The sequence below is a fragment of the Nostoc sp. genome, assembly GCF_036917555.1.
In the GTDB taxonomy this organism is placed as follows: Bacteria; Cyanobacteriota; Cyanobacteriia; order Cyanobacteriales; family Nostocaceae; genus Nostoc.
The window spans coordinates 34,291-56,487 of the sequence record NZ_JBALDD010000074.1; the positions used below are offsets into that span (position 1 = coordinate 34,291).

14 protein-coding genes and 1 pseudogene are annotated in these 22,197 nt (G+C 42.3%); 9 read left to right on the plus strand and 6 right to left on the minus strand.

What is annotated here, in order from left to right:
* Window positions 1–42: 42 nt before the first annotated feature.
* Together V7K60_RS28570 and V7K60_RS28575 are read left to right on the plus strand one after the other, a co-directional pair.
* Entirely contained in the window at window positions 43–984 is a 942-nt protein-coding gene (locus tag V7K60_RS28570) for a LysR family transcriptional regulator (RefSeq protein ID WP_334930625.1), read from the plus strand.
* Window positions 985–1,154: 170 nt separating this feature from the next.
* The gene (locus V7K60_RS28575) at window positions 1,155–2,792 is read left to right on the plus strand and encodes a mucoidy inhibitor MuiA family protein (protein WP_334930627.1); all 1,638 of its coding nucleotides are present in this window, start codon (window positions 1,155–1,157) and stop codon (window positions 2,790–2,792) included.
* A gap of 64 nt (window positions 2,793–2,856) precedes the next feature.
* Here the strand turns inward: V7K60_RS28575 and V7K60_RS35445 are convergent.
* The 4 genes and pseudogenes from V7K60_RS35445 to V7K60_RS28590 all read right to left on the minus strand — a co-directional run.
* Window positions 2,857–3,090 (minus strand): annotated as a pseudogene (locus tag V7K60_RS35445) (pYEATS domain-containing protein); the annotation flags it as partial.
* A gap of 86 nt (window positions 3,091–3,176) precedes the next feature.
* Window positions 3,177–3,305, minus strand: coding sequence for a hypothetical protein (locus V7K60_RS28580; RefSeq protein ID WP_334930629.1), 129 nt, complete (start codon window positions 3,303–3,305; stop codon window positions 3,177–3,179).
* A gap of 138 nt (window positions 3,306–3,443) precedes the next feature.
* Entirely contained in the window at window positions 3,444–3,566 is a 123-nt protein-coding gene (locus V7K60_RS28585) for a hypothetical protein (RefSeq protein WP_334930631.1), read from the minus strand.
* Window positions 3,566–3,730, minus strand: coding sequence for a hypothetical protein (locus tag V7K60_RS28590; protein ID WP_334930632.1), 165 nt, complete (start codon window positions 3,728–3,730; stop codon window positions 3,566–3,568). Before V7K60_RS28590 ends, V7K60_RS28585 begins: the two co-directional genes overlap by 1 nt.
* 68 nt (window positions 3,731–3,798) lie before the next feature.
* On the opposite strand from V7K60_RS28590, the gene psb34 (V7K60_RS28595) reads away from it, so the two are divergent.
* Window positions 3,799–3,969 carry a photosystem II assembly protein Psb34 gene (psb34, locus tag V7K60_RS28595; protein WP_334930634.1) on the plus strand — a complete coding sequence of 57 codons (171 nt, stop codon included), beginning with the start codon at window positions 3,799–3,801 and terminating at the stop codon, window positions 3,967–3,969.
* A gap of 233 nt (window positions 3,970–4,202) precedes the next feature.
* Window positions 4,203–4,373, plus strand: coding sequence for a photosystem II assembly protein Psb34 (psb34, locus tag V7K60_RS28600; protein WP_334930636.1), 171 nt, complete (start codon window positions 4,203–4,205; stop codon window positions 4,371–4,373).
* Window positions 4,374–4,388: 15 nt separating this feature from the next.
* Here the strand turns inward: psb34 (V7K60_RS28600) and V7K60_RS28605 are convergent, their stop codons facing one another.
* Complete coding sequence (locus V7K60_RS28605; protein ID WP_334930638.1) at window positions 4,389–4,697, minus strand: hypothetical protein; 309 nt, start codon at window positions 4,695–4,697, stop codon at window positions 4,389–4,391.
* A gap of 33 nt (window positions 4,698–4,730) precedes the next feature.
* Between V7K60_RS28605 and V7K60_RS28610 the strand changes: the two genes are divergently transcribed.
* The 3 genes from V7K60_RS28610 (at window position 4,731) to V7K60_RS28620 (ending at window position 12,599) form a co-directional block, all read left to right on the plus strand.
* A complete protein-coding gene (locus tag V7K60_RS28610; protein ID WP_334930639.1) occupies window positions 4,731–5,456 on the plus strand; it encodes a Uma2 family endonuclease in 726 nt (241 codons plus the stop codon).
* A 236-nt stretch (window positions 5,457–5,692) separates the two neighbouring features.
* On the plus strand, window positions 5,693–6,475 hold the full coding sequence (locus V7K60_RS28615; RefSeq protein ID WP_334930641.1) for a COP23 domain-containing protein: 783 nt from the start codon (window positions 5,693–5,695) through the stop codon (window positions 6,473–6,475).
* A 709-nt stretch (window positions 6,476–7,184) separates the two neighbouring features.
* The gene (locus V7K60_RS28620) at window positions 7,185–12,599 is read left to right on the plus strand and encodes a phytase (RefSeq protein WP_334930643.1); all 5,415 of its coding nucleotides are present in this window, start codon (window positions 7,185–7,187) and stop codon (window positions 12,597–12,599) included.
* A gap of 34 nt (window positions 12,600–12,633) precedes the next feature.
* Here V7K60_RS28620 and V7K60_RS28625 read toward each other — a convergent pair whose 3' ends face one another.
* Complete coding sequence (locus tag V7K60_RS28625) at window positions 12,634–15,159, minus strand: molybdopterin-containing oxidoreductase family protein (protein WP_334930645.1); 2,526 nt, start codon at window positions 15,157–15,159, stop codon at window positions 12,634–12,636.
* Window positions 15,160–15,743: 584 nt separating this feature from the next.
* On the opposite strand from V7K60_RS28625, the gene V7K60_RS28630 reads away from it, so the two are divergent.
* On the plus strand, window positions 15,744–18,845 hold the full coding sequence (locus V7K60_RS28630) for an esterase-like activity of phytase family protein (RefSeq protein WP_334930831.1): 3,102 nt from the start codon (window positions 15,744–15,746) through the stop codon (window positions 18,843–18,845).
* Window positions 18,846–19,241: 396 nt separating this feature from the next.
* Window positions 19,242–21,914 (plus strand): alkaline phosphatase family protein, encoded by a 2,673-nt coding sequence (locus tag V7K60_RS28635; RefSeq protein ID WP_334930647.1) that lies wholly within the window; start codon window positions 19,242–19,244, stop codon window positions 21,912–21,914.
* Window positions 21,915–22,197: the final 283 nt, after the last annotated feature.

The following is a 22,197-nucleotide window of genomic DNA, read 5'->3' on the forward strand; positions in this document are numbered from 1 at the left end:
AGTTTTATATCTATATAATCGCTATATACAGGAGAATCACCTTTGAACCAAGCGACGCTGCACCAGTTAAAGGTATTCGAGGCGGCGGCACGGCACAGTAGCTTTACTCGTGCTGCTGAGGAATTGTTTCTCACCCAACCTACTGTTTCTATGCAGATCAAGCAACTAACAAAATCGGTAGGTTTGCCATTATTTGAGCAAGTGGGGAAGCGATTGTATCTGACAGAGGCAGGACGGGAATTATTTACTACTTGTCGGCAGATTTTTCACAATATAGCCCAGTATGAAATGAAGGTAGCAGATTTAAAAGGGCTAAAACAGGGACAATTACGTTTGGCAGTGATTACAACAGCAAAATATTTTATCCCACGTTTGTTAGGGCCATTTTGCGAACTTTATCCAGGAATTGATATCTCGCTGCAAGTAACAAATCACGAACAAATTTTGGAACGGATGAGTCAGAATCTAGATGACTTATACATTATGAGTCAAATTCCAGACAATATAGATGTGACTTGTGAACCATTTCTAGAAAATCCTTTGATAGTCTTTGCACCAGCTAATCATCCTTTATCCAAAGAAAAAAATATTCCTATACAACACCTGTCTAACGAACCTTTTATTATGCGGGAACCAGGTTCAGGAACTCGTCGCGCCGTCCAAAAGCTATTTGAAGAAGAAGGGGTGACGGTAAAAGTCAAGCTAGAATTGGGAAGTAACGAAGCAATTAAACAAGCGATTGCAGGTGGTTTAGGTATTTCTGTTTTATCTCGTCATACCTTACTGTCAGACACTTCAGAGTTTAGCATTTTAGATGTACAACACTTCCCAATTCAGCGACATTGGTACATGGTTTACCCATCTGGCAAACAGCTGTCTATCGTCGCTCGTGCCTATTATGAGTATCTACTAGGTGCGGCGAAGAATTTCGTCGAGCAAAATGCTGATCCTGCTTCTAGCACGCTTGAACCAATTCACGGGTAAGATAATTCGTAATTTGTAATTACGAATTACGTTAGCGAGTCCGCGTTCGCTTTTAGCGTCTTGTAGAGAGCGTCATTACGAATTACGAATTAGCTAAAGGGGTTGACTGTTAGACCGGGAAACATTGACAATTAACCAGCAGAATTATTAAAAATGGGGGAAAACTGGCAGTGGTTAACCCGGAAATACCGTCTTGGCACAAAACAGTACAAAGCGAGATTGTAGCTGTTACCGTGTATTCTGACAGAGCATTGGTTACACGGCGGGGTGTAGTTGATTTAACAGGAATTGAACAGGAATTAGTAATTACCCCAGTGCCAATGACTCTAGAAACTGAGTCTGTTCGGGTTAGCGGTACAGGTACGGTAGGGGTGCGCTTGGTGGGAGTTAGTAGCGATCGCATCTACACTACTGAACCTGTAGCGGAACGAGTAGCACATTTGACAAGGCAAATTCAGCAATTAGAGGTAGAAAAACGCCACCTGCAAGCCCAGGTGGATGCTTTAGCATTGCAATCTAGTTTTATCGCTGGCTTACGTGAAAAAACAGAAGAACCCTTTTCACAGAGTTTGTCTCGAAAAAATCTCAGCCTCAGCGAAACATTGGATTTCCTCAACTTTCTCGGAAGCCAGTATAGTGAATATGCGATCGCATCTGGAGAGTGTAAAACCCAACAGCAGGAATTAGATAAACAACTGCAAGCACTCTACACCTCATTGCAAATAATCCAAACACCCCATTCTAAAGAAAGTTTTAGCTTAGTTGTAGCCGTTGAAGTCGCGGGTGAAGGTGAATTTGAATTAGAGGTGTCTTACATAGTAAATCGCGCTAGCTGGAATCCGCTTTATGACTTACGCTTTAGCACTACCAGCGATATTGTACATCTGAGTTACCTTGCAGAAATCACCCAAAGCACTGGCGAAGATTGGATTGGTGCAAATCTTACCCTTTCTACTGCTAAACCGGGATTAGGTACACTTCCACCCAAACTTGAACCCTGGTATATTGATACCCCACGTCCCCATAGAGTGCGAGAACGACGATCTCGGCTAGCTGCCCAGCCACCACTACTGCCTAGCATAGCAGAGCCACCTGCTTCTGCTGCCAGAGCAGATTGGCAAGAAGAAGATGAAGTTGCAGAGGATAGTCTCATCCCGGCAGAAACTGTTACAGCAGAAGTATCTAAAGAAGGGAGTGTAGTTACCTTTAAATTGAATGGTGGTGGTAATATTCCCAGTGATGGCGCACCCCATAAAACTACGATTTTCAACGATGATTATCCTTGTAGCTTCGATTATGTAGCAATGCCGCGCTTGGTAAGCTTTGCTTATCTACAAGCTAATGTAAAAAATAATCCCAACGGTGCAACTTTGTTACCAGGTAAAGCGAATATTTTCCGGGACAACGTTTTTGTCGGCACTACTGGGTTAGAAAATATTGCACCAGGGCAAGAATTCAAACTGAACTTAGGAATTGACGAAGGTTTAAAAATTGAGCGCGACTTAGTTGAACGCCTGGTAGATAAAAGATTAATTAGCAACCAGCGCCGGATTACTTATAGTTATCGGTTGATAATTACTAACTTACTCGACAAAGAAGTAAATCTGAAACTAACTGAACAATTGCCAGTTAGCCGCAACGAGCAAATTAAAGTACGCCTCAGTCGCAGCAACCCACAAATTCAACTTGGTGAAATGGGAATTTTAGAATGGCTGTTAACTCTTCCACCCCAAGAGCGGCGAGAGATATATTATCAGTTTAATGTTGAACATCCGCCTGATTTAATGGTAGTTGGGTTAGATATTTAGAGAATCATAAAAAATAAATTCTCCAATATTAGTAGAATATGTTACTTCGTTCTATTTCAAAAAACTACTCTGGTGGACGTCCTGGTAGATCGAGATAGCGAGTCAGCCATAACGCTTCTTGGTTTTTTCGTTCAACATAGGCAATTACCGTGAACTCTCCCCAAATATTTAGCCACAGTTCAAACTGATTATTATGTGACTCAGTAGCAATAATTTGCTTTTTAAAAGAGTCATGTAAGCGATAGGTAACGCGAACACAATTATTAAAATCAACTTCTGAATCAGCCTCTAACCAAACCTTAACCCGATAAAGTCCACGTTTTTTAAAGTTTTGGGTACAATCACTTCAGATATATGAATTAGATAAACACTCTCAGAAACACTCTACAAGAGTTTCTGATAATTCAAAACTTTTTCATTAATATCTTCAGGAACAGTTATACCACTCACACCTTCTGAAGTTGCAGTCCTTACCTGTGCATTTTTGATAGCTAGTGGAGCATCTAGCTCCATAAAGTTTCCGAATTTAACTGGAGAACCATCTTGGATTCTTGTGATAAAAACATTGAATAAGCTACTAATTTGTTCGCTAAAATTTTTATTAATATATCTGATTATAAAAACCCAAAATACTAACCAGACTATGGTTTGTCAGAAAGGAACCCAACTCGCACCTAGCAGGTTTACTCCTCCCGGTTCCCGTTTTAGAATTGGGGATGGCGATGGTTCAGAGGTTTGTGCGATATAAATAGTCTGAAAATTCGTGATTTTCATTATGTTGTATTACCTGTCATTATGATGCGATCGCTATTTTTCCTCTGTCTAGAGTGGTAAAAGAGGGCTATATACAAGCTGCTTTTATTGCCTAGAACCGCTTCCTCAGCATCTGCGATCGCAGATAAGTTAGCTTTATATCTACCATCAGTCTTTTTTGTCAAGTCATGTTGACAAGTTGTAACAAAAGTATTAAATTTATTTACATAATTAAACAAATGAAGAAAAAACTATGCATACCACCACTAATGAAGACGGCATTCTCAACAACTACGCAGCAGAACCCCAAATCTACTACGCTGAGTACCCAGCAATTTGGGAACAACGTAAATACGTTTTACAGAGTCTTTTTGCAACTTTAATCGTTACCGCTTTAGTATTGGTTGGTTTTAGTGTTAGCTAAGATTTTTTGATTTCAGTATCGCTGTATCTCATCGTCATTCATACTTCTCTCTGTTACCTCGGTTAGTTTCGCCGAGGTTTTTTGTGTTTTACGTATCTTAAACGGCAGTGGTATGCTGATAAGTCAGATTTATATTTACCATAAGTCTTTTTTTGTCAAGTCTTATTAACAATATGTAACAAAAATGTTATATTTAGTTACATAAGATAACAAAACAAAGAAAAGAAAAAACTATGTACATCACCACTAATGAAGAAGGCATTCTCAACAACTACGCAGCAGAACCCAAGATGTATTACGCTGAGTACCCAGCAATTTGGGAACAACGTAAATATGTTTTACAGAGTCTTTTTGCAACTTTAATCGTCACCGCTTTAGTTTTGGTTGGTTTTAGCGTTAGTTAAGATTTTTTGATTTCGCTATCGCTGTATCTCATCGTCATTCTCACTTCTCGACTTTACCTCGGCTAAATTAGCCGGGGTTTTTTGTGTTTTATCCATCCCAAACGGTGAGTGTATTATATTGTCAAACAAGTGCGTTAGCGAGTCTTCTCCCTTCTCTACGAGACGCTCCACATTCGCGTAGCGTTCCGTTCGCGCAGCGTCTCGTAGAGAAGGAAAGGCGTTAGCCTCTCCCTTTGGGAGAAGGTGAGACACCAAGGGCGTTATTTTATCTGTATGCCTAGCTTTTTTTGTCGCCCCGTCAGCAACAAACCACTGGTCAGCCATAAAATAAAGACAAATCAATAAAAGGGGGTGTTTATGACAACCCAACTCGGTGAAGCTAAATCTTCAACAGAACTGGTAATATCTTGGGAAACATTGCCCGCAGATTTTCACTTAGAGGATGAACCAGTGGAAAATACAGGTCAGCCACTATTGGCTGGTGCTTTGCGCGAAAGCCTTGAGATAAGTGGTTTCATCCAACCGCAGATATTAATAGCCTCAAATTTTGGACTTTGTGCGACGGTAAACGGACAATTTGTTGCTAAAGCACCCGACTGGATTTATGTGCCATCAGTAAATCAGGTTTTAGGAGAACGCAAAAGCTATACACCCAATTTAGATGGAGATATTCCAGCAATTGTGATGGAATTTCTCTCTGACACTGAGGGTGGAGAATACTCTTTTAAACGAACCTATCCACCAGGAAAATGGTTTTTTTACGAGCAGATTCTTCAAGTCCCAATTTACGTAATTTTTGACCCAAATGGTGGTTTGTTGGAATTTTACCAACTCGAAAACAGGCGCTATGAGTTAAAGCAACCTGATGAAAATGGTCGCCATTGGATTGATTCAATAGGTTTATTTTTAGGAACTTGGCAAGGAACAAAAGAAGCCAGAACTGGTTATTGGTTGCGCTGGTGGGATGAGGGAGGTAATTTGTTACTTTGGGCTGTGGAACAAATTGAACAGGAACGTCAGCAAAAAGAACGGCTAATTGCCTATTTACAATCTCAAGGTATTGATCCAAATAATTTGCCTTAGCATATACAAATAAAATTTTCAAGTATTTGAGTGATTCAGTTTAAGCAAATAAGTGCTACAACCGTTACATCTACAAAGAGTGGAGCGTCATACAGAAATTCAAGCACGGGTGAAAAAGCTACTTGCAGAGAAAAAAGCACGAGAGAAAAAAATAAGTTTTTGCTGAATCAAAAGCCAGAATTATTCGTCTACTTAAACTATCAATTCCCTACTTAATTTATCCTGGAGGATGATTTATGTCATCACAAATGCTGCGGTTGATATCTTTGGGCAGTCTTGGCTTATCTTTGTGTCTGGGGAATTCGGCAGCAATGGCGCAATATGATTCTACTGGCGATGGTGTAGTAGTACCAACAGTACCATCAGACGGCACATCAGCACCAGTCCCAATAGACACATCGACAGGTGTACCACCTTCACCCTCAGCTGATGGTACAACTCGGTTTACCTGTCAAACTTATAATGGACAGTACACTGTCATGTATCAGCCACAAAGTCAACCAGGACAATTCTTTGCTTGGGCAGCGCCTGCGGCTTTAGGTGGGGGTTGGGACGCACAAAGACGTTGTACAGCAATTGCTAGTCGTTTAGAACTTTATCGCCCAGATGGCTTACAAGAACTTCAGACAGCCGTAGAAAATAACGAAAATACTGTCTGCGTCACAACTGATGCTAATTCAACCTGTAGAATTGTGCTGACAGTCCCCCCTGGAAAAGATCCTGTTGTTATCCGCAATAGCATTTTTCAGAACTTGACTACTGCTGACAGCGGACAACAAACAATAGCCGTTAACACTTATGGCGATCGCAGTAGTGGAGGCAACGAATTATATAATTTAGGACGCACACTTCTAGGCGGTGGCAATAATCGGGTTAGTTCATCTAGAAGTGGGATTAATCTGAAACCTTTCCTCGATCGTCAAGATGGCGGTACTGGAAACAATTTGCGCAGTGCAGCAGCAATTCGTCGTCAGTCTCAACCTAACAGTGTTCGTCTAAACCCTGGTAAATTCCGGTAAGTAAGAGTGGTTTTTAATACAAAATGACTTTCAAAGAAAAAATATCCAACTACTTATTGTGGGGCGGGCATCTTGTCCGCCTTTTTTTATGGGCGTAAAATTCTTGCCCCCCGGACTTCTTCGAGAAGTCGGGGATCTAAATCCAGCTGTATATTCTGAAGGCAACTCAATACCAAATATTTGTTCTTTTAACCTTTTGCTAGCAGTTTCTTAACGTTGTTGAGATAACTTGAGGTTGTCAAATATAGATTAATACGCTTGGGTTAGCGCCAAAAATTTTAAACTGTGTAGGTTGGGGAGCCACTGCGCCCTTGCGGTTTCCCGACTTGTTCGCGCAGCGTCTCCCCTTGGGAGAAGCAAGTGGCGTTTGAGGAACGAAATCCAACATTTCCTGAGCTTTGTTGGGTTGCGCTTTGCTTAACCCAACCTACAATTTTTCTTAACTGAACTGTATTGGAATATAGATTAATACTAGTAAAATCCGTAGCTTTATTAACCAAAAAATACTTGTTTTGATAGTGATATTGCAAATTGTCAATGTGACTTTATTATGTTTGCAAATTATTACTTAACATCAGCTTTTTAAGCGATTGTTTATCAAAAAAACCTCTGCGTCCCCGCGTTAGCCCTAATGATAAGTATTCGACCGGACTTGATCTCACGCAGAAACGACCATTCCCAATTTCTAGAATCTATCTCACAATTAAACATGGTAACTACTAATACAATTCGCTTTTCCCAGTTCAATGCTTCCCTAAATCGGAACGCTGAAGGTCAGTTAGTTAGTGATTTGTCTACTCCTGACAATGCTCAAGCAAAGGCAGTTGCAGAAATCATCCAGCGTAATAACCCGGATGTGTTGCTAATTAACGAGTTTGACTATTCGCCGGAGGCAGTTCAACTATTCCGGCAAAATTACCTAGCCGTCAGCCAAAATGGTACAACTCCCGTTGACTACCCTTATTTCTACATTGCTCCTTCTAATACAGGTATTGCCTCTGGGTTTGACTTAAACAACAATGGCACAGCAGTTACAACCCCAGGTGCAGCTGGATATGGCGATGACACTTTCGGATTCGGAAATTTCCCTGGTCAATACGGGATGTTGCTGCTGTCCAAATATCCCATCGACACTGCCAACATCCGCACCTTCCAAAATTTCCTTTGGAAGGATATGCCCAATGCTTTGCTTCCTGACGAGCCAACAACACCACAGCCAAATGATTGGTATTCTGAGGAGGAATTGGCAGTTTTACGCCTTTCTTCTAAAAGTCACTGGGATGTACCCATCCAGGTAAACGGCAAGACAATTCACATCCTCGCCAGCCACCCCACGCCCCCAACCTTTGATGGGGCGGAAGACCGCAACGGTAAGCGTAACCACGACGAGATCCGTTTTTGGGCAGACTACATAACCCCTGGTAATGCTAATTACATTTATGATGACGAGGGTAAAATAGGCGGGATTGATGCTGGATCAAGCTTTGTGATTGTCGGCGACCAAAATGCAGATCCTTTGGATGGTGATAGTTTTGACAGCGCTATTCGCCAACTATTGCAAAATCCCAATATCAATACTAATGTCATCCCTACCAGTCCGGGTGCGCGCCAACAAGCAGATTTGCAGGGTGGTGCAAACGCTAGCCAAAATGGTAATCCTAGCTTTGACACCGCAGACTTTGCTGATAATACTCCCGGAAACCTGCGGACTGACTACGTGCTACCCTCCGCTGACCTGACAATTGCCAACTCAGGAGTATTTTGGCCGCTGAATACTGATTCAACGTTTCCCTTGGTAGGTACTTTTCCTTTCCCCAGTTCTGACCATCGCTTGGTGTTCGCAGATGTGCAAACCGGAGCAACGGAACCAGGTAAAACCATTCCCAATATAAGATTTGTGGGACAAACTACCTTTGTTACTGGCTTTATTCCTGCTGGCGCGGCGGGAACTGTGAATGGAACACCGACTCTACTAGGGGGACTATCTGGTGTCACCTACGATGCAGTTAACAACCGCTACTATGCAATCTCAGACGATCGCTCCCAAGTTGCCCCTGCCCGCTTTTATACCTTTACTGCCACCGATTCTGGGGTGAATTTTACTAATGTTACCACCCTGAAAGATACCAATGGCAATTTTTTTGCAACCAACAGCCTTGACCCAGAAGGTATTGCTTTTAGCAACAAAGGTACAGTCTTCATCTCTTCCGAGGGCGAAGTAAACCCTGGTGCTGGTCGCGTTAGCAATCCCTTTATTAAAGAGTTTTCGCTGACCACAGGGCAAGAAGTACGCTCACTATTTGTTCCCAGAAAGTTTTTGCCAGTAGTAGAAGATACCAATAGCAACGGTATTATCGATGCAAGTGATACGCAGATATCAGGCGTTTATAATAACTTAGCCTTTGAAAGCCTCACCATTACACCCGATGAGAAAACCTTATTCACCGCCACTGAAAACGCGCTGTCCCAAGATGGATTAAAGGCTTCGCTCACCAGTGGCAGCCGTTCCCGGATTCTGCAATACAATCTGGTTAGTGGACAGCCAGAAAAAGAATACCTCTATATTACTGATGCAATACCCGAATCGCCCAACCCTAGCACAGGTTTAGCTGACAATGGTTTGGCAGATTTATTAGCGATCGATAATCGTGGCACTGTCCTAGCGTTGGAACGCTCCTTTGCTCAAGGTGTAGGCAACACGATCAAAATCTACGAAGTTTCTTTGCAAGGTGCAACTGATATTAGTTTCTATGATTCTCTCAACAATCTGAGTACTGAACAACTAGCTACTATCAAACCCGCTCAAAAACGTCTGCTGTTGAATTTAAATAACTTAAACCTGCCTAACGGTACAGATAACATTGAGGGTATTACCTTTGGCCCCAAACTAGCAGATGGTAGCCAGTCGATTGTGCTGGTAAGTGATAACAACTTCAACCAAAGCCAATTTACCCAAATCCTCGCTTTGAATGCAGACTTAGTTCCAACTGCTGCACCCACAGTTGAAACTCGTCCCGATTTATTGGACGATGAAACCCTACCAGTGGATCAACGTGCTGATGCTGATGATCCTGCTATTTATGTGAACGCCACAAATTCTGCTGATAGTTTAGTACTAACTTCAGTGAAAAATGCTGGACTGCGGGTTTATGACTTGTCTGGTAATTTGTTGCAAACAGTTAATCCTGGTGGTATTCGCTACAATAACATTGACCTGCAATACGGTTTTAAATTAGGCGAGCAATCTGTTGATATTGCCGTAGCTAGCGATCGCGGCAATGATAAACTAGCAATCTTCAAAATTAACCCCAACACCCCCGGACAATACTTGGAAGATATCACTGATAGCAACATTGGTACTATCTTCCAAGCATCACCTTTTGAACCTCCCTATTCCGCATCAACTCGCAGTTCTTACGGACTTACATTATACCGTAGCCCCATAACTAATGATTACTATGTCTTTACCAGTCGCCGACAAACTGGAGATATAGCTCAGTTCAAATTGATTGACAAAGGTAATGGCAAAATTGGATCTGAACTGGTGCGGGAGTTCACCATTCCCTCGCCCACGGCAGCAGGGCGTTCTTCCCAAACAGAGGGTATGGTGGTTGACCAAGAAACCGGTTTTCTCTACATAGCCCAAGAAGATGTGGGCATTTGGAAATTCCAGGCAGAACCGGACGGTAGCACAACAGGTAAGCTGATTGATCACGTTCGTTTTGAGGGTGGTTCTCACCTCACCGATGATGCTGAAGGGTTAACCATCTACTACGGCAAAAACGGCACAGGCTACTTGCTAGCATCCAGCCAAGGCGATAGCACCTTTGTAGCCTACACTCGTGAAGGTAACAACGAATACGTGGGTAACTTTGCCATTGGTAACAATGGGTCAATTGATAGCGTGCAAGAGTCAGATGGTGCTGATGTCATTAACGTGCCACTGGGGTCTAACTTCCCATTTGGTTTATTTGTCACCCAAGACGGCTCCAATGAACCTGCCAAGACCATTGATGGCGAAAACGTCAGTTCTAACTTTAAGCTGGTGCCTTGGGAAAATATTGCCAATTCTTTCCCCAATTCTTTAAATATCGACACTACTAGTTACAATCCTCGCAATCCTACCGCCCAACCCAAACTGACTATCTATGAATTTGAAAACTTACCCAAACTAGGCACAACCTCTGAAAATCAAGATATTTTCTTGGGTGGTTTTTCTGGGTTGTATTTCCAAGGGTTTGCAGCAAATGGCAACCTGAAATTTGTCACCAACACAGACCGTGGCCCCAATGGAGATTCTAATGGTGTAAACAGACCATTTTTATTACCCAATTTCCAGCCAGAAATAGTTAGCTTTGAACTCAACCGCACCACAGGTGAAATCAGCATTACCAACAGAACAGAACTATTTCGCCAAGATGGAACGACCCCATTAACGGGACTACCTAACCTGCAAGGTGTAGGAAACAGTTTAGCCTACACAGATGAAATTGCCGTTGACTTAGACAACAAGGTTCTAGCTAACGATCCTTTGGGCGCTGACTTAGAGGGAATTGTAGTTGCAGAAAATGGTGATTACTGGCTGGTAGATGAGTATCGTCCGTCCATTTACCACTTTGATGTTAATGGTAAGCTAATTGACCGCTTTATCCCTCAAGGAACTGCCACTGCACCCAACCCAGATCAACCAGCAGCAACTTTTGGTACTGAGGTATTGCCAGCAGTTTATGCCCAACGTCGCAATAACCGAGGATTTGAAGCTATAGCACTGCAAGGTAATAAATTATATGCCTTTATTCAGAGTGCGATCGATAATCCAGATGTCGCCAATGATGCGACTTCTAAAGCTTCTCTCAACTTACGAATTCTGGAGTTTGATATTGTCAGCAAGCAGGTAACAGGAGAGTATTTATATCGTCTAGAAGGTCTACCAGGAACCGATAAGATTGGCGATGCAGTTTCTTTGGGTAACGGCAAATTTGCAGTAGTTGAGCGAGATGACAATGGTACATCTGCTGGCAATAAACTAATTTACCAAATTGATTTAGCTGGGGCGACTAACATTAACAACCCTGCTAACTTCACCTTGCCAGTTGGTAAGACAATTGAACAACTGACCCCTGCGGAGTTAGCTACTGCCAATATTAACCCTGTCAGCAAGAGTTTAATTGCTAATGCTGCTCAGTTGGGTTACACCGGGGTGGAAAAATTAGAAGGTCTAGCATTGGTGGCACCCAATACTCTAGCCTTGATTAACGACAACGATTTCAACATTACAGGTAATACGGCTGCTGAAAAACTTGGCATTCTCGAATTACCCAATAACCTGACAACTATACAACCTACTTTTCCGAACGGTTTTGGTTCTAGCAATAGCGATACTGTCAATCTTGAGCCAAGACAATTCTTTAGTGCAGGTGACGGAGCAGACTTTGTAGAGGGTACTCAAGGTAACACAATCCTAGCTGGAAACGGTGATGACACTGTGCTTGCAGGGAGTGATTCTTCAGTTTCCGGGGAAGATGGTAGCGATCGCATATTTATTGGTCAAAATGGCTCGGTTCAAAATACCAGTGCCGATGGTGGCAGTGGTGATGATGTTATTACTGTGGTAGAACCCAGTGGTAGTAATAATTTGTTTGGGGCGACAGGTGATGATAATCTCACAGTAATTGAAGGTTCTTGTCAATCATTATTCGGTGGCTCAGGTAACGACACCCTCACGAGTAACGGTAGCAATAACCGTCTCTACGGTGGTTCTGGAGATGACAGACTCTTGTCTAATGTCAATGACTCCCTGTTTGGTGGCGATGGTGATGATGTGCTATTTGCTGGTCAAGGAGGTAGTAATAGGATCACTGGTGGTACTGGCGCTGACCAATTCTGGATTGCTAACGCCAATCTGCCAACTAGCAAGAACATTGTGACTGATTTTACAGTTGGCATTGATAAAATCGGACTGGGCGGTATTGGTGTTACTCAGTTTAGTGCCCTGACACTATTGCAACAGGGTAATGATACTATCGTGAAAATCGGAAATAGCGAGTTAGTTTCATTGCTAGGAATTACATCAACTAGACTCACAGCAAATGACTTTGTTTTCTCTGTCAGTGTTGTAGGTTAAATAACTAATTAGTCGGACATGATATAAGTTTCCATTATGCTTTTGTTATTCGGCACGCAAAACATTTAAAAGCTTGCTGTCCTGAAAGATTGTCATAGTACTTTTGGTCAATCAAGACATTAGCTGCTTCATAGTATGGTGTGCCTAAATCTTGAGCCATTTGTTGTTGGGAACCAAACCAATTAGGCACAAAAATAGTATCTTCTCGAATTCCCTGCCAAAGCAATGCTGTGCCTTTGATCGATCCTCTGGGACTTTCGACAATAATCTCATCACCATTTTCAATACCAGCAGTTTGTGCGGTTTTTGGGTGAATTTGTACTAAGCGAACACCATTTTTTTGCTTGCCTGTGTAAGTCCAGTGAGTAACAGAATGAAAATGAACTATACTAGACCTGCCAGTAGTCCCCATTAGTGGGTACTTTTTATGTATTTCACTAGTCGAAAGTTTTCCCAACTTCACATTGTGAGTCAGTGCGTGGGGATTTACCGGATTTTTTACTAGTTCTGCTAGATACTCGATTGTAGGATTTCTACCTGTAACTTCTGGGTGGGTATAGAAAATAGGTAATGCAGAGTGTCCTGCTTTTGTCAACTGCTTTTGTAACTGTGAAGTGTAGATTTCCACTTTTCCACTAGGAGTTAGAAATCGCTTACCAATATTATCAACATTGAGGCTTTCTGCGGCCTGATACCAAGACGAATGATCCAGATAAAGAGTGCTGACACCAGGATGATCTACTGTTGGGCAAGGCCAACGTAAGGGTTCGGTGCGTTCACTCAGCCTTTGTTGAGTCATACCAGCCATGCCTGGAGTGTTCGCCACAAAAGTTGCCCACAGATGGCGGTAGTCTTTCCACGCTAAAGGAAAGTTGTCCTGCCAGTATTGCGGTGGATTACGTTTGTCTAATTTAGCTGTGGCGTGTGCTAATTCAATCCAAATGTACCAATCTGGTTTTGATTCACCTACAGGCGCAACTACTTGTTGTTGCCAACGAATTGCCCGATCGTCTCGTCGCATATAAACAGTTTCCATCTCAAAACCACTGGTGACGGGCAAGATGATGTCGGCATAATAAGCCGATTCCTCCATAAATAATCCCGTGTAAACATAAAATTCTAATTGGCGGTAAGCCTGTTGTACTTTAGTTGTGTTGGAACAAGCTAGCAAAGGATTGCCTTGAGTTATGAGTGCTTTGAGTTGATAAGGTTGACCGGAGATGATAGCTTCGCTAAGATAATCCGGCCCAACTGGTAAAGCTATATCTTTTTTAGGTATCTTGCCTTGAATCGGTGGTAGATTTAATCCCCCTGGCCAAGTGTTGTGCATGAAATTGCAGCCACCACCAGGAATACCAATATTGCCCGTAATCGCCGCCAAGAATGCCAGACAGCGGTAAGTATCAAAAGCATTCAGTTGATGGGAAATGCCTGCATTGCAGAAAATGGCAGCAGGCTTGGTTTTAGCATAAGTTTCAGCTATAAATTTGATTTTTGATACTGGAACATCCGTAATTTCTGCCGCCCATTCTGGTGTGTAATTATTGCTCTTGAGGTGTTTTTTGAGTTCTTCAAAACCCAGCACCCACTTTTGTACAAAAGCAGCATCATATAAGTTATGAGTAACTATGTGGTAAAGCATTGCTAAGACTAAAGCCAAGTCTGTGTGTGGTTTGGGTGCAATCCACTCATCAGCTTGCGCTCCTGTGGGAGTTAAGCGTGGGTCGATGACTACTAATTTGGCTTTGGTTTTCGCTCGGCTTCTCAAAAGGTAAGTAAAGGTAACAGGATGAGTTTCTGCTTGATTCGTACCCAAAAACAGGAAGAATTTAGCCGAGCCTAAGTCTTCTTTTTTAGTCGCGCCATCAATCCCATAACCATTGGTAAAATTGCCTAATCCAAATGTCCAAGCCAAGGCATTGCCACCAGCATCATTACATACAGGCCCGACATCAGTATCGTTGGGACTGCCCAACAAATTGAAATAGCGTCCGACCAAAGAACCTGTTCCCCGTGGTAATCTACCAGAAGTTTTATTTGCGATCGCTCTAGCTTCTCCAGCATCTCTAAGTGCCAAGAACTTGCTGGCGATGATTGAAAGAGCTTCATCCCAAGAAATCTGCTCAAATTGTGAATCTGGTGAACCTTTCTCTCCTGCAACCCGCTTCATCGGGTATTTTAGCCGAAAGCGATTGTAGACTAGCTCAGTCATCATTGGCCCCTTGATGCAAAAACCACCAGCCTGTACTGGATCGTCCGGTTCACCTAAGACATCTACGATCCGTCCGTCTTTGACATGAACTTTCAGACGACACAGAGAATTACAAAATTGGCAAGCACTATTAACAATCTTGTCTGGCTGTAAGGCTGCTGATTTCTCGGTAAAGTCAAATTCAGTGCTTTGAGAAGGAATCTCCCCGTAATGCACTTCACTTGCTGCATCTGCTGCATCTGCCACATCTTTTTTTAGTAATTCAACTCCAGTAACCGCAGCTGTGCTAATGGCTACTCCTTGGAGGAAACTACGCCGTGAGGTCTTTTTCCTGCTCTTTGATGTCATGGAGATAGTCTCTTTATTATTTTGCACTGACTACAGCTTTTCACAAAAACATAGCAAAGTCGGCTTTTTATTAAAAACTAAATACTTGGGCAATTTAATCACTAACACGGAAGTGCAAAAAAAAATTATATTACCAGAAATATACACAAAATTTTTGACAACATATTAAGCAAAAGATTGCAATACATACAACATTTCTTAACCAGTCCACAATTTTTTCACAACTTTTGCTATGTATGTTAATTAATATGCAATTAAATTTGTTAATTTTGATACCTTAATCCTCTAGTGAGATGTCAATTATAGTGGTTGATATTTAATAGTTCAGACTCAACAAGTTTACAAGTCAACTACATCTCTAGATGTCTATAACTACAAATTTTGCTTTAACGATACAGCAGATTTCAAGTTGGTGAGGTACACAGGCTAAGTCTGTTACCCAGGTATAAAGCGTGTTTTACTCCTGAATTCTGTATTCTGAATTCTGCTGTATTACTTTTTTGATTCCACTAGAGCGAAGACCATCTCAACAATTAAACACAGGGAGATTCTCTTTCATGGCTAAGAACGTCATTGCTTCAATAGTGCCAAAAGTTGAGTTAGTCGGTTTTGCCTCTTTGCCTGCTGATACCTTTAGTGATGGGCCAGCTTCTGGTAAAGATGTTTCAGCTAATGGCAGAACGGGACCTTTCCTAGGACAACCAATACAAGGCTTTAGCGGTGTTCAATTTGCTAACAGCAACTCTTTGTACTTCCTGTCAGATAACGGTTACGGTAGCAAAGATAATAGTGCAGACTTTTTGCTACGAATCAATCGTCTAGACCCTAATTTTAAGGGAACAGAAAATGGAGACGGCAGCGTTAAAGTTTTAGACTACATCCAACTGTCTGACCCTAACAACAAAGTTCCTTTTGAAATTGTTAACGAAGGAACTAATAACAGATTACTAACTGGTGCAGACTTTGATGTAGAGTCATTCGTCTTTGATAAAGACGGGACAATCTGGATTGGAGACGAGTTTGGCCCCTACTTGCTGCATTTTGATGCTACTGGTAAGTTATTAGAGGCTCCCATTACTACACCCGACCAATTCAAAACGTTAGATGGAGAAGCACCTAAAGTCATTGGTCACAGAGGTGCAAGTGGCTATCGTCCAGAACACACCTTAGAGTCTTATAAACAAGCAATTGAGCGCGGTGCTGACTTCATTGAACCTGATTTGGTTGTGACAAAAGATGGTGTGCTAATTGCCCGCCATGAGCCAGCGTTAGCAGTTTTAAATGCTGATGGCACTGTCAATTTTAACAACACAACCACAGATGTTTACAAACATCCAGAGTTTGCCGATCGCAAAAAAACGGTAAGTTTAGATGGAAACACAATTACAGGTTGGTTTGCTGAAGACTTCACTTTAGCTGAAATCAAGACTTTACGAGCAGAAGAACGTCTACCTTTCCGCGATCATTCCTTTGACGATAAATTTGAGATTCCTACCTTTACGGAAATTATCAATTTAGTTAAGCAAGTAGAAGCCGACACAGGTAAAAAGATTGGTATCTACCCTGAAACTAAGCATCCAACCTATTTGGCCGATGAAGCTACTTATGTAGGCACGACGGAAAAAATAAACAGAAACATCAGTCAGTTACTCATTGATGCGCTGAAGGCAAATAACTTCACTGACCCCAGCCGGATCTTCATCCAATCCTTTGAAGTGAGTAACCTCAAAGAACTACACGATGTCATTATGCCTGCGGCAGGAGTGGATATTCCACTTGTCCAACTTCTAGATGCCAGTGACATTGATATCAACGGCAAGATCGTGGAAAGTCAGCCCTATGATCTAAAGGTAAGTGGTGACACTCGCACTTATGGCGACTTACGAACTCCAGAAGGCTTGACTGAAGTTGCGACTTATGCTGATGGCATTGGCCCTTGGAAGCGGATGATTGTTAGCGTCAAAGGTACTGATGCTAATGGTGATGGCAAAGCCGATGATGTGAATGGGGATGGAGCAGTCAATGATGCTGATAAGACAACATTACCTCCCTCTACCTTAATTCAAGATGCTCATAACGCAGGGTTGCAGGTTCATCCTTACACCTTCCGGGTGGAAGATCAATACTTAGCGGCAGATTATAAAGGCAAGCTAGAGCTAGAGATCCAACAGTTCTATCAATTAGGCGTAGATGCACTATTTACAGATTTCCCAGATATTGGGGATAAAGTACGAGATCAACTCAGAGATGATCCTCAGTATAATGTAGTGCGATCGCCACAAAACCCAGATGTACTTTCAGGAGATGCTTTTGCTAACTTGGCTGGTTCCAAAGGTTTTGAAGGTGGAGCAATTAACGCCAGCAAAACCAAGCTTTATTTCCTCCTAGAAGGTACTGTTCAAGGTGATACTCCTGGTGCTTTGCGGATTAACGAATTTGATTTAGCCAGCCACGAGTACGCTGATAAAAAGCTCTACTACAGATTGGATAATCCGTCAAATTCCATTGGGGATTTAGCAGTCATTAATGATAATGAGTACCTAGTCATTGAACGGGATAACAATCAAGGGGCTGCGGCTAAATTTAAGAGGATCTACAAAATAGATTTGTCTAAAACAGATTCTAATGGCTATGTCGCTAAAGAAGAAGTTGCAGACTTGTTAAATATCAAAGACCCCAACGACCTGAATGGGGATAGTAAGACCACCTTCGATTTCCCATTCCAAACTATTGAGAATGTTCTGGTTGTTGACAAAAATACCATTTTGGTAGCTAATGACAACAACTATCCCTTCTCTACAGGTCGTCCTGGGAACGATCCTGAAAATCCAGTCATAGACAACAATGAAGTTCTACTGCTGAAACTGGAGAAGCCCCTTAATCTTGCTCCTGGCTTAGGTCAGCTAAAAGCTGAAGAAATTAATTTTGGCTCCACTACTAGCAATGATATTACCGTTCAGCCCAATCAAACCTTATTCACAGGTGACGGAGCAGATTTTGTAGAGAGTACTAAAGGTAACACAATTGTGACTGTGAATGGTGAAGACACTGTGGTAGTCGGTAGTGACTCCTCGGTGTCCACAGGAGACGATAACGATCGAGTTTTGATTGGCGCAAATAGCCCTGCTAACAACACTAATGCTGATGGTGGTGCTGGTGATGATGAAGTTACCGTAGTAGAAGCCAATGGTACTAATAATTTGCTTGGGGCAGCAGGTAATGATACTTTGACAGTAGTTGAAGGTTCGCGTCAATTATCCTTCGGTGGCTCAGGTAACGATACTCTCAAGAGTCAAGGTAGCAATAACCGTCTCTACGGTGGTTCTGGCGATGACAAACTCTTCTCCAGTGTCAATGATTCCCTGTTTGGTGGCGATGGTGATGATGTGCTATTTGCTGGACAAGGGGGTGGCGATCGCCTCAGTGGTGGTACTGGTGTCGATCAATTCTGGATTGCTAACGCCAGTCTGCCAACTAGCAAGAATATTGTGACTGATTTTGCGATCGGCATTGATAAAATCGGGCTGGGCGGTATTGGTGTTATTCAGTTTAGTGCCTTGAAACTATTGCAACAAGGTAGTGATACTATCGTGAAAACTGGAAATACAGAGTTGGCTTCATTGATGGGAATTACATCAACTAACCTCACAGCAAATGATTTCGTTTTTTCTGCTAGTGTCGTTTAGCCGAAAGATAATTACAGCTTAGATTCAACATTCATTCATTAGTTAAGCCGTAGCGATTTTGCTAATGCGGGGGAATTATATTCCCTCGCTTTTTATATCTTATATAGTAATTTTGTCTTTAAAAATCTTTCTGGTTTTTGTCCCAAATCTTAACTTATTTATAACTTTCCTTAAACATTGAACAACTATCTTTTGAAACAGTAACCAGATTTAAGTTCATTTAATTGTCTCTACTAATTTGTGTGGACACTAAGCATTTTGTCACCAAATACTACTTAGGTTTCTGTAACCAAGAATTTTTTGCTTGGGTTGAGTGTAATTAATCGCTCAGTCTATAGACACACAATTGCTGCGTAGGCATTGCTCGTAGCTCACAATACTTAAGGAGTAATCGGTATGGCTGATACAAATGGCAACGGTAGAAATGTGATTATTTTTGTTGCAGATGGCTTGCGTAACGGTTCTGTAAACCCCATTGATACCCCAACTTTATATAGCATCCGTCAGCAAGGAGTTAGTTTCGCCAATAGTCATTCGCTGTTTCCGACATTTACCACTCCGAATGCTGCTGCGATCGCCACAGGGCATTACCTTGGTGATACAGGTGATTTTAGCAACACTATCTATACTGGTTTTCCTAGCCCTAATGCCAATGGTAGTGTAACGCCATTCATCGAAAATGATGCGGTTCTGGGGGATATCGATGAAAAGTTTCCCGGTAACAACTTTTTAGATGAAGAGTCACTATTAGCTTACGCGCGATCGCAGGGTTTCAACACCGCAGCCGTTGGTAAATTAGGGCCAGTTGCCATCCAAGATGTCACACAAGTTAACCGAGAAGGTGGTACTACAGGTACTATTCCTACTCCCGATACAATTATTATTGATGACACTACAAATGGTGCAACACCGCCGACTACAGCCGCTGGTTCACCTTCTGCTGTTCCACTCGATCCAGATATTGTTGCTCGCTTACAAACGGCTGGACTAGATGTAAAACCGACACCGCGAGTCCAGCCAGCTGGTAACAACACAACTCCAGGAACCCTGAATGCCAACGTGGCTCAACAACAATACTTTGCAGATGCCACAACCAAGGTAATTTTACCCAAGTTTCAGGAAGACGGTAAACCATTTGCATTGGTGTACTGGTCAAGAGATCCTGATGGTAGTCAACACAATCAGGGTGATAGCTTAAACACCTTGACACCAGGTATTAATGGCCCTACTTCCAAAGCTGGGGTGAAAAATGCTGATGATAATTTAAAGCAACTTCTTGACTATCTCAAGAGTACAGGTTTAGACAAGACTACTGATGTCTTTGTTACTTCCGACCACGGTTTTTCTACCATCAGCAAACAAGTTATTGATAGCCAAGGCACAAAAACTACAAGTTATGCTACCACCCAAACTTATGCAGGTGTAAATCCGGGATTTCTACCAGCAGGCTTTGTTGCGATTGATTTAGCTCACGATCTAGGTCTACCCTTATACGATCCTAACCCTACGACTCTTCCCCCAGACCTGAACCACATCCAGTATGCCACTGTTGATGCTACACAAGGTCAACGTCCTATTTCTGGAAATGGTGTAATTGGAGGTACAGGTCAGGTAATTAATGGCCAACTTGACCCAGCTACAAAGATAGTTGTAGCTGCCAATGGTGGTTCTGACCTGATTTATCTGCCTAATGGCAATGCTGATTTAGCTAAACAGGTAGTGAATTTGCTTTCGCAAAAAGACTACATTAGTGGTATTTTCGTAGACGATGCTTATGGAAATATCCCAGGTGCTTTACCATTGAGTGCGATCGGGCTAAAAGGTGATGCTCAAACACCAGTTCCATCTATAGTGATCAACTTCAAAACCTTTAGTACCGACCCAAATAACCCAAACAACCCTCAAGCTCAAGTAGAAATTGCTGATACAACTTTGCAGCAAGGGCAGGGGATGCATGGCAGCTTTGGCCGAGGTGATACCTTCAATAATATGGAGGCTATTGGCCCTGATTTTAAACAAGGTTATGTGGATTATGCACCCGTCAGTAATGCTGATGTAACACCTACACTTGCTCGTATTTTAGGGTTAGAAATTCCCAGTAATGGTGATTTGAAAGGTCGTTCCATTACAGAAGCACTGGTGGGAGGCCCGGATGTAGTTCCCTCGACGAAAGAAGTCTTGACTTCGGATGAAACTACTAATGGTCAAGCAACAATTCTCGATTCTCAGACTGTAGGTAATACTCATTACTTTACAGCCGCAGGGTTTGATGGTCGCACTGTTGGATTAACAACACTAGACCTTCAATTTGGTACCAATAGTGATGATGTCACCCTTAAGCCAAATCAAACCTTATTTACAGGTGACGGAGCAGACTTTGTAAACGGTACTAAAGGTAACACAATCCAGACTGGAAGCGGTGATGACACGGTGGTAGTCGGTAGTGACTCCTCGGTGTCCACAGGAGAGGGTAACGATCAAATCTTGATTGGTGCAAACAGCCCTGCTAGCAACACTAGTGCCGATGGTGGTAATGGTGATGACGAAGTTACTGTAGTTGAAGCCAATGGTAGTAATAATTTATTTGGAGGCGCAGGTGCTGATAATTTGACAGTAATTGAAGGTTCGCGTCAATTATCATTCGGTGGTTCAGGTAACGATACCCTTACCAGTAACGGTAGCAATAACCGTCTCTACGGTGGCTCTGGAGATGACAAACTCTTCTCTAGTGTGAATGATTCGCTCTTTGGTGGCGATGGTGATGATGTGCTATTTGCTGGTCAACAGGGTAGTAATAGGCTGAATGGTGGTGCTGGTGCTGACCAGTTCTGGATTGCTAACGCCAGTCTGCCAACTAGCAAAAATATTGTGACTGATTTTGCGATCGGTATTGATAAAATCGGGCTGGGCGGGATTGGCGTCACTCAGTTTAGTGCCCTAACCCTATTGCAACAGGGTGCTGACACGATCATAAAAACCGGAAATACAGAGTTGGCTTCATTATTACAAATTACCTCAACTAGCCTGAGCGCAAATGACTTCGTTTTCTCTGCTAGTGTTGTGGCTTAGTCTGTTCGGCTAGCGCAGCGTGGCAGAAATAACTATCAGTTGAAACAGCGGTTTTCAATTACGTAGACTACAGCAAATAGTTCGTTATTGTGGGGTGGGCATTGTAATGCCCACCCTATTGTCGTTTCGCTGGAGTCAACCTACCTTGAAGGGTTTACATTACTTATTAGTCGCTAAAATCACTGTATTTTTTCTTTCTCAATGTATTAATTGTTCTTATTATCTAAAAATAAATCTACGTATAGTTAATATTCCCATTGCAAACATCTCTAAAATTTTAATT

Bases quoted from the DNA above. Each gene is read 5' to 3' on its own strand.
- V7K60_RS28610 (WP_334930639.1), top strand. From the start codon at position 4,731: ATGACAACCCAACTCGGTGAAGCTAAATCTTCAACAGAACTGGTAATA.
- V7K60_RS28605 (WP_334930638.1), bottom strand. From the start codon at position 4,697: ATGGCTGACCAGTGGTTTGTTGCTGACGGGGCGACAAAAAAAGCTAGG.
- V7K60_RS28585 (WP_334930631.1), bottom strand. From the start codon at position 3,566: ATGAAAATCACGAATTTTCAGACTATTTATATCGCACAAACCTCTGAA.
- V7K60_RS28635 (WP_334930647.1), top strand. From the start codon at position 19,242: ATGGCTGATACAAATGGCAACGGTAGAAATGTGATTATTTTTGTTGCA.
- V7K60_RS28580 (WP_334930629.1), bottom strand. From the start codon at position 3,305: ATGGAGCTAGATGCTCCACTAGCTATCAAAAATGCACAGGTAAGGACT.
- V7K60_RS28625 (WP_334930645.1), bottom strand. From the start codon at position 15,159: ATGACATCAAAGAGCAGGAAAAAGACCTCACGGCGTAGTTTCCTCCAA.
- psb34 (WP_334930634.1), top strand. From the start codon at position 3,799: ATGCATACCACCACTAATGAAGACGGCATTCTCAACAACTACGCAGCA.
- V7K60_RS28620 (WP_334930643.1), top strand. From the start codon at position 7,185: ATGGTAACTACTAATACAATTCGCTTTTCCCAGTTCAATGCTTCCCTA.
- psb34 (WP_334930636.1), top strand. From the start codon at position 4,203: ATGTACATCACCACTAATGAAGAAGGCATTCTCAACAACTACGCAGCA.
- V7K60_RS28615 (WP_334930641.1), top strand. From the start codon at position 5,693: ATGTCATCACAAATGCTGCGGTTGATATCTTTGGGCAGTCTTGGCTTA.